General features: G+C 33.1%; 14 protein-coding genes. 5 read left to right on the top strand and 9 right to left on the bottom strand.

Going from position 1 to position 13353, the window contains the following annotated elements:
• Positions 1-37: 37 nt before the first annotated feature.
• From Arg41_RS01300 to Arg41_RS07815, 4 genes are all read right to left on the bottom strand, one after another.
• Positions 38-508, bottom strand: coding sequence for a hypothetical protein (locus tag Arg41_RS01300; RefSeq protein ID WP_092486518.1), 471 nt, complete (start codon positions 506-508; stop codon positions 38-40).
• Between the two features lie 347 nt (positions 509-855).
• Complete coding sequence (locus Arg41_RS01295) at positions 856-1299, bottom strand: hypothetical protein (RefSeq protein WP_092342824.1); 444 nt, start codon at positions 1297-1299, stop codon at positions 856-858.
• Between the two features lie 286 nt (positions 1300-1585).
• Positions 1586-1990 (bottom strand): hypothetical protein, encoded by a 405-nt coding sequence (locus Arg41_RS01290; protein WP_092342825.1) that lies wholly within the window; start codon positions 1988-1990, stop codon positions 1586-1588.
• A 106-nt stretch (positions 1991-2096) separates the two neighbouring features.
• Complete coding sequence (locus Arg41_RS07815) at positions 2097-2270, bottom strand: hypothetical protein (protein ID WP_157722213.1); 174 nt, start codon at positions 2268-2270, stop codon at positions 2097-2099.
• Positions 2271-2588: 318 nt separating this feature from the next.
• Between Arg41_RS07815 and Arg41_RS01285 the strand changes: the two genes are divergently transcribed.
• Together Arg41_RS01285 and Arg41_RS08395 are read left to right on the top strand one after the other, a co-directional pair.
• Entirely contained in the window at positions 2589-3272 is a 684-nt protein-coding gene (locus Arg41_RS01285) for a hypothetical protein (RefSeq protein ID WP_092342826.1), read from the top strand.
• A 103-nt stretch (positions 3273-3375) separates the two neighbouring features.
• Complete coding sequence (locus tag Arg41_RS08395) at positions 3376-3510, top strand: hypothetical protein (RefSeq protein WP_278183663.1); 135 nt, start codon at positions 3376-3378, stop codon at positions 3508-3510.
• A gap of 640 nt (positions 3511-4150) precedes the next feature.
• On the opposite strand, the gene Arg41_RS01280 is transcribed toward Arg41_RS08395, so the two are convergent.
• Positions 4151-4585, bottom strand: coding sequence for a hypothetical protein (locus Arg41_RS01280; RefSeq protein WP_092342827.1), 435 nt, complete (start codon positions 4583-4585; stop codon positions 4151-4153).
• 671 nt (positions 4586-5256) lie between these two features.
• On the opposite strand from Arg41_RS01280, the gene Arg41_RS01275 reads away from it, so the two are divergent.
• Positions 5257-5463 (top strand): hypothetical protein, encoded by a 207-nt coding sequence (locus Arg41_RS01275; protein WP_092342828.1) that lies wholly within the window; start codon positions 5257-5259, stop codon positions 5461-5463.
• A 74-nt stretch (positions 5464-5537) separates the two neighbouring features.
• On the opposite strand, the gene Arg41_RS07810 is transcribed toward Arg41_RS01275, so the two are convergent.
• Together Arg41_RS07810 and Arg41_RS01265 are read right to left on the bottom strand one after the other, a co-directional pair.
• Positions 5538-5954 (bottom strand): hypothetical protein, encoded by a 417-nt coding sequence (locus Arg41_RS07810; RefSeq protein ID WP_141663171.1) that lies wholly within the window; start codon positions 5952-5954, stop codon positions 5538-5540.
• A gap of 539 nt (positions 5955-6493) precedes the next feature.
• Positions 6494-6946, bottom strand: a complete 453-nt coding sequence (locus Arg41_RS01265) for a hypothetical protein (RefSeq protein ID WP_092342830.1) — start codon at positions 6944-6946, stop codon at positions 6494-6496.
• A gap of 1096 nt (positions 6947-8042) precedes the next feature.
• Between Arg41_RS01265 and Arg41_RS07805 the strand changes: the two genes are divergently transcribed.
• Entirely contained in the window at positions 8043-8192 is a 150-nt protein-coding gene (locus Arg41_RS07805; RefSeq protein WP_157722212.1) for a hypothetical protein, read from the top strand.
• Between the two features lie 88 nt (positions 8193-8280).
• Here the strand turns inward: Arg41_RS07805 and Arg41_RS01260 are convergent, their stop codons facing one another.
• On the bottom strand, positions 8281-8667 hold the full coding sequence (locus tag Arg41_RS01260; RefSeq protein WP_092490427.1) for a hypothetical protein: 387 nt from the start codon (positions 8665-8667) through the stop codon (positions 8281-8283).
• Positions 8668-9660: 993 nt separating this feature from the next.
• Complete coding sequence (locus Arg41_RS01255; RefSeq protein ID WP_092342832.1) at positions 9661-10113, bottom strand: hypothetical protein; 453 nt, start codon at positions 10111-10113, stop codon at positions 9661-9663.
• A 2053-nt stretch (positions 10114-12166) separates the two neighbouring features.
• Between Arg41_RS01255 and Arg41_RS01250 the strand changes: the two genes are divergently transcribed.
• Entirely contained in the window at positions 12167-13333 is a 1167-nt protein-coding gene (locus tag Arg41_RS01250; protein WP_092490426.1) for a hypothetical protein, read from the top strand.
• Positions 13334-13353 lie beyond the last annotated feature (20 nt).

The following is a 13353-nucleotide window of genomic DNA, read 5'->3' as shown; positions in this document are numbered from 1 at the left end:
AATTCGACACCAAAAGCAATGACAATGTTTTTATTTTTTATGACAAAGAAATTAGATTACGCAAATGCAGGTCCATGTTATCTAGGCAGGACTTTACAGCCGGAATGGTAGGTCCAACTTTTGACAGAAACACGCATACTATTCCTAGTAGCACATAAAATATGATAGGCACATAGGATCCTCCGTCATCTTTATTTGAGGCGTTGATTATCAAGTGCATTAATGTAACCCCGGTCAATAAACATGTTAGTCCTAACAGAGCTACTTGACTTGGTGGGGTGCTTTCAATATTGAATGGACAAGCTGTATCTTCCCTACGCAATAGAGACTCCGACAGTTTGTTGGGTTCTTCACAACCTAATCCTATCACCAACGATACTTCGGGGTTTGAGTTTGATTCAAATTCATCATTCTCATCTGTCAGTGATATTTCTTCTGTTTCATATCCATACATCGTATTTTGATGTGTGTCTGTAGTATGAACTTGTGCCTGATTTACATTTATCATATACCTCTTTCCTTTGGTTAACTAAAATTCCATGAACACACATACTTACGTGTAAGCCAATGTGTTACTATGCTGCAATAATATCCATAGTCCCGCCTTCTGTAAAATTGCATCATATGGGCAAAAAGTAATCTAGTAATCATAGCTAATGTGTTAACAACATAGATTATGTTTCTATATTTGATTATGAATTTAAGGCATTAAATTTCTCCAGAGATACTACATTGAGCAATATAACCATACACTATATTTCAAAGATTACGAACAGCTACTCGAATAATACCTGACAACTTATCATATTGTTGAGTAATAATATGAGTAATTATCTAACGTTGATTTGCTATTTTTCATACAGGGTTCTCGTTTGTACGATGTGATCTAGCTATTGCCAGTAACACGAAAGCTACTCCCAGTAATGAACAAAGAGCAATGGATATATAAATGCCGGCACTAGACATTAAATGTACGCCGCTGATTATAGTAAACATTCCAGCACCTAATATAAACGAGGGCAATGCTACTTTCATAAATTCCCGAAGCAACTTCTTTCCTAACATTGACAAAGGAATATCAGATTTTCTATTGGCGGAACTGGTGGCATTTTCTGCAAACACCAACCTACTGCTATATGATTGATTACAATCTAGTAGCGGTAACGCGTAGTAGTAACCATCATCATCTATACTTATCATCAGAGATTCTTCGGTTGTTGTTTCTGTTTCACTACTTGACGACTCCTGATCAAGATTCATACTTACGTTTGAATCATATGTGCTTCTTGCATTAATCATAAGTATGACCCCCACCGTATATTATAACTTGGGTGCTAGCATACTTATAAGTGGGGTAGAGCACAATATGCATAATGGGTATTGTCAGTGTTAATTTTTACTATTATATTTATCTGTTTCATGCTACCTGCGGCAATTGCTAAGGTCATTGATAGCAATAAAGACTGTACATTCACGACCATGGTAGAGCTTTATGCTAAACTTGTATTTATAAGGAAGGTGCACCAGAACAACCCATATGTCTATCGGGTATAATATAATGACAATGTTTTTTTACGTTGGAGTGTTAAACGGGATTTTCTGGTATCTGATAAGGTTTCAGGTTACAGAACACCATTAGCAATCCTAGTGTTATACCAATTACTAAGCAAATAGCGAAAGACACGTAGATGTTAATGCTGGGAATAATATTTGAGCCATTGATAATAATAAGCATTCCTCCCAACATAAGCGAGGTTTGCAAAAGCTCCCTAATTGATTTCCGGATCAGGTTTGGTAAAGCAACCTCTTTGTGTTTTCCGCAATCTTTACTGTGTGCGCAATTACAATCTCTGTTCTCTATACCTACAAGTAAATATTCGTCCGAAATTGAAATGCAATGATTTTCTGTTTTGTTTTCTCGACTTTGTTCTGGTTCTATATCCACGTCCATATCTACATGTGTATCACTTATTATGTTTGGATTTATCATAAAGGCAGCTCCTATTGTACGCGAGTCAAATTTTATCATACTCACTGAAGTTAGGGGGAGGCAATAATAGTAGCGAGTATTACACATGATGGTAATTTTTATTCTCTCACCAGATGATACTGAATATTGATGCAGTAGTGATTAAGCGTTTTTTATGATTATCACAACTAGCATTATCGTTCGATTGATAATTAGTGAATCCCGCACCCAATTTTTTCATTCTCTTAATGCATTCTCCTATTTCATTTCCATCCTGCAAATGGGTACAGTACCTCTGCATTACATTCACCACACCTACCCATAGGTATTACCTTCATTATGTTAAACCGCTATCCGTTAACATAAATTATGTTCCATAATAGTTTATTACCGATATATCAATTAACTTATTGCTATATAAATTAATATCGAGATCTCATATTATCAATGAAGGGTGCATCACAATTGTAGTAGCACGGTGAATCTTTGTAGCAATTAAACCTAGTGGCTTCTATTCGGATTGTAATAAGGCAGTTTAAGAAGTGATGCAATCTCGGATACAATTGCCCTTTTTTCATAATAAGTAGAACAAATACGCAAGTGGATTAGTCGAAGTAATATGCAGCGCAAAGCAGTATATTACCGCGCGCTTAATCATCTGGAAAAAAATCTGGAAGTTATAGGATCTAAGTATGTGAAAATTTTGTTGAACAAAGGAGTAACGGATGCTAGTGTCGATATAATCATAAAAGATGTTCCAATTCCCATTAGTGAGATAGCGGCCAAGCTAATGCTCTCTCCCAAATTTTTTACCCAATCCGTGGAAACAGATGTCAGCAAAGCAGAAATTACGATCAAGGCAACGGATGTTACCATAGTCACTGCCGAAATGTTTAGGAAAAAATTCAACGTTTCGCATCCATCTGTGGATCTCATATTCTCCAAGGTTTCATTTTGGGTAATATGTATAGATGAATATTTTTTATGGTTACTGGCAGCATATAAAGACAGGTGTTTGTCATCTTTGGTGCTGGGGCTCACAGTTGAACCTGAGCAATTTTTAGATTTGTCTAGTTCGATTAGTTTAGAGACGCCACTACTAAGGGTTGATATTGCAAGATTCATAGAGTCGTCCACAGACAATGAGGATAACACTAATGCTTTGTCATTATCAATAGAATTTGAACAGTCTGATGGGTGTTTCGGCACACCGGTTACTGGTGACATTGGGTATTATCCTCCTAGTTCTTATTCAGCTCGAGTAATTACATTGACGATAATACAGTACTTATATATTTTGTAGATAGGTCAAAGTTTGTACGATCGTAGTTTTTGTAGCTAACAATTAGATATAGTTTTACATGAGTTTATGAGGTGTATGTATCGGTTTTATTATTGTCTGGGAGATGATCCAGCCATACGGATGTTTATTTGTACAGACAGGTTTGCTTAAGTTACAAACCGAACGTTCCGTATTGACGGGTGGCTCTAGATCAACAATGATTGTTGATATGAAAGAGTTGTTTACTAGTTTTTGTTGATTCAGTGGGTTTGGCATATTTGGATTATAGGTATATTTTATATATTCTTAATGTAAATAATTTTGTTACTACTCCTAAGTATATAGCTAATACCAAAACTTCATATGTTATATAAATATCTGTCTATACTGAAAATGCATATGAATTATGACCTGTATAAAATGTCATAATAAGGTGCAACGATAATGTAACTCTGGATTTTCTTTAATTTACTTGGATTGACTCAATTTATGTATAGTTTTTTATTTTTATAGTTCCTCGGTAATTATTATTTGTAATTTTTACTTTGCCTAAAAACAACTACTTGTTGTTTTATCATTAGTAAATTTATTTTGTATAAGGCCTAATAAAGCTCATTGTTTGGTTTTGGCGGCAATAAAATGGCTGGAGCAGTTATTAGTGCTATTTTGTGACTATGATTTGTATATTATGTTGTGCCCTCTACACTACTGCTTGTTTCTGTGTGCCTTTTTAATGACCAATAAATTCATATAAGTTGCTATATTAATTAGCATGAAAAGATTTAATCAATATTTCTGGGTGCTATAGGATACTGTATTGCCAACATGAGCCCATCTTTTATTCAAAAGAGAATCTGCATATATGTGGCCACCCTCTGGTAATACTTTTGTGCCTTATGTTACGATTCCAGTAGACGGAATGGCCTATTGGCTGGTTCTCGACTATATTTTGTCATGCCTAATATGAAACATGTTGTCCCAATTCCTAATAATAATAAATAAAGTTTTGTATCACTTCCATTTGCTAGTATTAATATGGTGCATACCATGGCATAAAATAAAGACATAACCATAATAAGTTCTGATGCGATATTTCCATGTTGTGGCCCCGCATCATCATCGTAGATCATGAGATCGCCGGTATCTTCGCTGCACGTATCATCTGCGACATTCATTTGGCGGGGTTCACATATAACCCCACAGAGTGAAGTTTCATCCTCAATGCAGTCTAGTGACAACAGTGATTGTGTTTCTTGATTTGGGTTATCATGGGAAAATAAACTCGAACTTAAGATGCATTGTCGGTTTCCTATGCCTTCAATTATTTGTGACATCTTCCTATATCCCCTTTAGTAGAAAAAATAAAAATCTGGTATGACTATAATCGAATAATGGTACAACTATCATTTTACCCTGAACTAACAGCAAAGTCAGTTATGTTAATGACTAACTACTATGACAATGAAGCAATTGTTGGCTAGATTTTATTGATTCATTAGATTTGTCTTCTTTGGGTTCTAGTTTGCGGACCCATCTGTTGATGGGCCCGCAGGTATATCCTGCTATTCCCAGTATAAAACATGTTGTTCCGATTCCTAGGGATGATAATCAATAAACCATGAAAGTATTTTTGTCTATGAGGGTCAATATGGTAGAAAGTGTTATATGCGAAAAAGCTAAAATCACAAGAGTTTATGAGAGGTTACTTCTTGATCAAGGTTCTTTGTGGCTATTGCAGATAGTAAATAATTGGTATTTTTTCTGCATGTATTAACGATGATGATTTTTAAGTAATTGCCACCTTCATTATCGCTATTGTTAGCTGGATATGAGGTAATCTCACAAAGTTTATATTAGTTATCACTAGGGCGCTGCTATTGTAACAGGGACAGGTTTTTTTCCTTATCTTTACTACAAAATATAGAATTCCGCATAAATTTGGGTACAAGTTTACTTGTTGTCATGGTTTTTTTGTGCCTATAGTCCCTGGAGAATAGGTTTTTAGATGTGTGGTGAGTTTTTTACAGTAACAGAATCTGATGTTGGCATAGTTGGTGGATACGACAGATTTAATTCTGTATCAATAGCGGCTGATGATGTGTTGAGATTTTACTTTAGGATAAGGATGTATCCGTATGTCATAGTATCCAAAATAACATGGATATCGGCATGCAAACTCCCATACCGTTATCCACTTAAAGTTACGTATTGAGTAATTGCTTTTTCACAAATGACGAATTACTCAAGAAGCACAGCTTTTTTCAGAGTTATTGGTTTTACACGAGGTTATCCATTGATCTTTGTTTTATTAGGTGCTTCTAGTTGACGAAATATTCTATTGACGGGTTCATAAGTATGTCCAGCTATGAATAAGGAAAAACATATTGCTCCAATTACTAGAAACAAGAAACAGATTTTTGTGTTACTACTGTCGGTCGAGTATAAGATAGTGCAAAGAGTCGCATACGAAAAAGACAAAGCTAGAAAAATTTTTGATACGATACCCCCGAGTCGTGGCTTCGAGTTGTTCCCGTCGGCCATAATATTTCCATTGCTTGTTGGGAAACTACTTATAGTAGTAGGTAAAGTTGATGGTGTTTCACATATAACATCACAAAGTGCATGATCATTTGAGTTCTGTGATGGTAATATTCCTGATTGCTCGCGTACTCCATAACCTAATAGTCTAGCCATTTGCTCCATTTTGTTTCTCCTCGGGTTGACTAATCCAAAAAACATGATATGAATATAGTAAATACGGCAATTACTAATTATTAATCCAATCCTGTACTTACGCACTAAGTTCAATTTTACTTCTTTGAATATCTTTTTGTTAGTGCAAATATTAATTTCGTGAAAGTAAAGTTAATTGTGAAGAAACTTACATAGTGCAATGATCAATATTTAATTTATTGCAACAAATCATATAAATCAGTGCATATGAATTAATAAAAATATCTGATACCCTACTATAATTAATACCTTTGTAGTAAAACAAGGTACTATAGTCTAAATATGTGGGTGAAATTATTTAGTAGCGCATAATTTTGGTTTGGAGGTGATTGTGATTTAGTGGTGGCGTGTTTAGGACGATCACTTTACACGATATGTGTATGTCAGTACAAAATTGATGACTTAATTATTTTGTACTAGACATTTATCTTGAGGATGTATCAATGCAAGGCAACTATGATGTAAAACATCAGGATTGCCTTGGGGTGGGGCGCGTCTCGACAAGATTTTTATACAGGTAAGTGATCTTTTTGGTAACTTCCAAGAGATCTATTATTTGCTAGATCGCGTACTGATTCATAAGAATAACTTGCCGCTGATAGAAGTAAGAATAAAAGTGACCACAACATCCAAGTTTCGTATGACGCGTTTTCTTCTCTAGTAAGGAATGACAACATGGACACGATCAGTAATAAAAAAGCCTTAACCAAAAAGTAGGTCGACATTTTATTTCCTGAGTTACTCGAGGTATTTTGGGACACAAAATTTTTTGATGTATGTGGGCACTTGCTTTCAATTAACCTAATATATCCACTGCTGGTTTGTCTTGTTTTTTCAAGGCAGTTACTGTCTATCCTGCTATTACTGGTGGTGGCGTCTATTGGCATTTTGCACGCTATATCTGTAAGTTTGCTTCTTTCTTCACTTTGTAGATGTTGTTTATTGCCATCTAATGGGGACATACTACATTTCCTTCCGGGATCAATATCGATAGCGCTATTGCTGATCGTGCATTATATAATAAAAACAATAATACATGGACATGGTATGTTGATTTTACAAAAATTAAAATTAAAAATATCAATTACTTTTTGTAAATATACTTAGCCTATAACGGTTAATTATTTATACTGATAAGTGCATAACCTTACTTTATAAAAAGTATTTGATCTGGACTGTTATTTTCTGTTTATGTTGACGTTCAATATAGCATAAGTACTGTTTCTGCTAAGAAATAATTTGTGTTCTGTGTGAAGATTCACGTTACCGATATTTTATTAAATAATTTATAAGTAGTTACATAAGATTTTGTCTCTGTTAACAACAATAATTTGTTAATATCAAGAAACTATGTAAATTTAAACATTAGTAATAAGATGGAGGGTATTTTCGTAAGATAAAAAATCTAAAGACTTACTTTCATTATTAAAATTCGTCCAGTGGTTGGTAGTAATTTTGTATAGTTTGACATGCGATTGAGATTCTAACATCAAAAGAACTGGTTGTTCCTGTACTGGACATAATAATAGATACCTAGTAGGTGAGATACTAGTTCGATTGGATTTGTTTCGACAATTGAGGGTAATTTAAGTTAGTAAAGCACCTGAAATTTGCTTCCATAATGAAAATACATTAAGGTGAGGTATGACAATTGTATATAAGGTTGTTTTGATTTTGTCCATGGTATTATTAATGCAGGGGGGGTTGTTGTTTTTTAATGATTACATAATTTTTCTACACAGGAGTAATTGTTTCCGTAATATTTTATATGATTTGCTACTATTTTTTAGGTTAATTTTTAATTAAATAGGGTATTATTAGCATGCTTGGGTGTAACTAAACTTCATTTATTTCTATCGAGGCACTGTATTCACAGCATATTACTTTAGCATATTGTGATTACTTATATGAGGTAATGCGGTTAGAGATCATGAGAAAAAAGCTAGATGTTTGGCAGTGCTTGAGGTTATTATACTTATAAGTGACAATTATTTTCATGGTTGCTGGTTATACGTACTAAAAACTCAAAGACAAAAGAAGTTGTGATGCGGTGCTTATTTGTTGTGTTTTTCTATGGTTATTACAGATAATAAACCTATTGTTGTTGCTGTGTTGCGTGTATCAATTATGGTGTTTTCCAAGCAACTACTAGTTGTTGCTAGTTGGTTGGATTGGGGGCAGTTTTACATGCAACCTTATGGTTCATGATTGTTATCACTATGATAATAGATATGACGAAAGTTGGAGTTTTTCGTCATATCTGCCACACAATAAATTCGGTCTGAAGTGATATGGTCTATGTTCTTAAACGTTTGGGTTCAATTAGAACAAAACATATCGCTGCAAATAATAATAATAAGATATAAGGCTTGCTATAATTTTCGCCTGTTAAGGCCATGATGGTATGAAGAGCCGTATACGAAACAGATGCGGCCAGAAAAATTTTTGACACTATATTTCTAGATCTTGGCACACAATTAACATTGTGCAGTATAGACCGACGGTTATTTTTGATTAGTGCGTTACACTCAGTGCCTTTTAGGAGGATACTGCTCGTAGTAGTAAAATCTTGGGGGGTTTCACACACAACCTCTATAAGCTCAGTATCATCTGAGTCTGGTGATGACAATATTCTTGATTGATTGTATGATCCGTATCCTATTAATCCTGACATTTGCGCCATTTCGTTTTTCCTTTATTCGACAAATCCCAAGAGCTTATATAAATATCACGTATTTTTTATAAGCACAGGGACGCTATCACTAAAAAATTGCTAATCATTGTTTTGAACTTGCACCCGAGGTCGATTCTACTTTTTTACATATATTTATGTTAGTGCAAATATTGATTATGTGGGAATAAAATTAACTGCTAAAAACTTTTATAATTCAGTAATTGATACCGAATTTGTTGTCACAGCTTTTCTAATAAATTTAGAAAAATATCTAAGGTGCTATTGTGTTTAATTCTATGTGAAAGGCATACAAACAGCTGCGTTGAATATTTTTCACAGATGGGGAATGGGTATATGTTGCACCTGTTAGCGCGGGTATATTTCACCCAAAAATATTAAATTACTTGTGCTGATAAAATTATTCACATCCATGTATTTCATTGGTTGAATATCTTTTCTTCACTATTATCGTAAGGGATGTTAATTTTTAATTATGAGATAATTAAATAATCGTTGATTAAGAATTCTTGAGGATGATTTTATAGTGCGGAAATTAAGTAACATTAATAAACTATGAATTGCCTAGTGATGTTGTTATGTACATGTTATATGAATTCGGTTGGATTTGCGTGAAGATGATGGTGATATGACTTTATTAATTTTTGACGTCATAAATGGGTGCTGGGGTTTTATTGATTTGTTTGAAATCAGTCAATTAGTCTAAGGATTAATTTTTTAAGAGTAGTAAGAGTGATACTCTATTGGAACATCGTGGGTGAAGATGCTCCAATAGACAATTTGATAAGTCAAATTTAATCACATATTACTACACACACAGTCTACATAAGTTAGCACAGTGTCTATATTAAATTTCCCAATGAAGATACTTTATTTTTTGTATTACAATTGTTGTTTTGCTGTGCAACTTTGATGTGAATTTTTTACATCATTGATTTATTAGCAAAACTGCCATTAGCAAGTGGCGTCCACACTGCAAATTTACTAACAATTTTTTGATGTAGAAGATCTTTTATTTTCAAGAGGCTGTCCTCTTAGCAGCCTACGGACAGGTTCATAGGAATAACCAGTTATAGCCAATGCTAAGATTAATAGGGCGCATGATAGGAAGAAACTGGCAGTTGTTTTTTCTCCCGCTAATTTTGAGAATAAAAAAGCTCCTAGGAAGAGGAAGGACAAAATCAAAAAATAGAAGGATACCATGATACTTGGGTGCTTCGATACATTTTCGTTTTCCAGTTCATCTGATGCGTGTGAGAGTCTGGATCTAGTTAAACTAAGACAGGATCTTACCATATTGCTTGCTGTACCTAAAAAACCACCACTTCTTTCCTCTCTACTGGTAACTGCATCCTCTGGAATTTCTACTGCTACTTCTGCAATTTCTTCTCGACCTTCTTCTAATTGAGGTGGTAACTGACGGCCTAATGGGGACATTTTGCATCTCCTTTTGGGATAAATGTAGGGCTTAAAATAATAACTCTATTCAACATTAATCATACATCTATTATCATTAAATTTATTGGATATTTTTAGCAAAGTATTTGTTATACAATCATTGATTGTTTAACGTAATAAGAGAAGAAACCGTTCGCAGAAGTATATTGGTCACGAAGTTATCAGGTTTGTCAACCACTATTGATTGCCAGTAGTAACTAATTATGGTTACTTGTATTATAATAAATAAGATTGAATTAGCTCCTGTAATATATTCATGATGATAAGAAGAAATAAAGAACTTCCCTTTAAATTTATTGAATTGTTAGTGGTGGATTTGTAGGATTTGATGTTCAACTGTAGCACTTAAAGTGTTGTTCAATTACAGTAAGATATGCCTATCAGCAACAGTGATCGTATAAAAATATAATTAACAGTGTAGATATCGAGTTTTTTAAATTTTTTGCTTCGTAAGCATCTAATAATCTATAGATATATTCATAAAATTATGCCCAAGTATGGTTAAGACAGAACATGATATATTAATCTTTAGGTTCATTACTAAAAGGAAAAGGAGATATACGCTAGTGTTTACAATAAGACAAATTCATAAAATAGAGTGGATGCTACAATTATGAATTCCTTAATCTTCTAGTATTAGCAGTATATCTATTAGACTTTATTTTTATAGTTAGCAGATAAGTTTATTTGTAACTTTTATTTTGCTTAAACAATTACTACTTATTGTGTTGGTATTAGTAATTTTATTTTTGAGCTTTACTCAAGACATTACAAAGTTTCTTTTCCTTTGGTGATTACTGCAGCAAAATACCTAGATTGCTACAGTGCTGATTTTTACTGTGTGATCAATGATGTTGCTCCAGGTTTTTTTGAGACTATTTTTTTCCAAGGGTTATAAATATAAAGCAATAAAGCAATAAAGCAATAAAGCAATAAAGCAATAAAGCAATAAAGCAATAAAGCAATAAAGCAATAAAGCAATAAAGGTATATTAATTGTAAAGTTCTTCACTATTAATTTGCAATTATGAAAAATACTTTTTACTTACTGGGTTTTTAGGGAAAATTATTTTATATTAATTTTCCTGAGATTGTCTAAATCCTTAGTATTAAGATTCATTCAGTATGAGATCATCGGTTTTTAATGTAACCACATATCTAATAAATTTTTTTTCGATCAAATTCAGGCATCTATTGGTTATTGATATTAGGAGCTACCTTTCGCGCATGATCTAGAAAATTTTATACTCTTTATATTAATCATTATAGTCTTATGCTAGTTTGCAAATAATTATTAAGGGCAATATTTTTTTGCAATAATTATGATACAGCTAGATGATAAATTTTTTCTCAAGATTTGCTAGGTTTTTCTAAATCATCATCATAATTGTATAAATAAGTACTTACTGCCGAATAATATTACTTGATTATATTATTATCATAATAAATAAATTAGCTTATGTATTCAGGTAAGATGATTTTTGAGAGACTGTCATATTCATTAACCAGTTTGAGTTCGTGTTAACCCAATGATACGAAAATCATAACTCTGACTAAATTATTTGTCTTTTTGTTTTTGTAATTGATAAAAAATTAACTGGAATTTAATTCTGTTTGGCTGATATTGAAACTCCCTAGCGCAAATTAATACTTGGTGTATTAATTTTTGTTGTTAGCTAAAGATACAATAATACCAATGGCTTATTTATCTAGTAATGATTTGATCGTTACCTCGATTATTTTTCATTAATGCAAATACAGTATGGATTATTAAATGTAGTATGGATTGTTAATTATTCCATAGATATAAATGATAAAGTAATCAATAATGATAAATTGATATAATATATTAAGCAATTCTTCATTCCAGTTACTGTTTTGCTCATTTTGTAATGCGCCAATAATTAAGCAATTGTTCGTTTTGTGGTGAATCGGATTATTATTAGAGAATGGGTTGTTTTGTCTCCAAGATTATGGATGGATGTAGATGCTGTTAGGATAATTAGGTAGCAACATGTTAGAGAGGTATTTTTGTGTCTGAAGTTTTGCCTCCTATTTCTTTGGAGATATTATCGGTAGCAGCCTTGTTGGGATTTAGTGCTGATATCAAGAAGAATACTTTGTTAGATTTATGCTCTGGTACCAGCGATGAATTTTCGTTAGGATTTAGTAATGGGTTAAGGAAGTCTGATTTTTTGGAGTTTAATGCTGGTATTAGGGCATCACTTGAACAATTAGGTCAGCTAAGAGTTAAAGAAGTTGTTGCAGTTGATGTGATTGTAAAATCTAAGGAAAGTTGGCATAGGGAATGCAGATTTGCTCTGAGTGTTTTTTTAGGTACAGAATCTTTAGAGATGCTGCCAAATAATTTTGGGCACACAAGTAATTTAGGTATTCATTCAGTGCGTGCTAGTTCACTATCCCCAAGGCATAATGTTTATGTGACATTGAGCAAGCAATTTAGTGAACTGATAGGGCATGGCAACAATATATCAAAAAGTCTGTACTCGAAATACAAATATAGAGATACTCATCCTATATGCCAAGTGATTTTTACTGAAAATGCTTCAGGTATTATTGAAAATTACTATAGGAGAAAACATGAGATTTTATCTCTTCCGTTGCCCCCAACCAATAGATTAAATCCTAAATTACCATCACAAGAGATAATTGATTACTATTATGATCCGGTGTTTTTTTTAGACGTACGTCATTATAAGGCCTCAGAGGAAGCACTTGATCCTAGTCAACTGCATACTAATTTTTCTGTAGATGTTGTTATTGATAATATTTGCTGTTCTGCGCTTAATATTTATTGCAATTCTTTTAGGTTAATCAATGTTTTGAGAGAAAATCGTGAAATAATAAGAAAGCCAGTATACCATCTTCTTATGGCATCGTTTTTGCAGGTTCAAACCTATGCATCTTCATTACAAAAATTACTTTTTATAGGAAATATAATGAGTTTTGAGAGAAATTGTCTAAAAAAAAAGAAGATAAAAGAGCTAGAAGAAGAGTACGGTAGGTTGTGTAATCCTGAAATTAAGGAATTAATCGAAAAGACATTAAGTGATGCGCAGGATCCTAGACAGGATAAATTAATTAAGGCTTCGTTGGACGCTATAGTTTGTTTGAGGAAGCTTATTAAATGTATTCATGTATTGGAAGAAATTATTGCTCCTATGCTATATATAATATAAGAGATTGCTAGCGGGATACT

The organism is Candidatus Ichthyocystis hellenicum (genome assembly GCF_001460935.1).
Taxonomy (GTDB): Bacteria; Pseudomonadota; Gammaproteobacteria; order Burkholderiales; family 2013Ark19i; genus Ichthyocystis; species Ichthyocystis hellenicum.
This window is presented reverse-complemented; position numbering and strand designations above follow the sequence as displayed.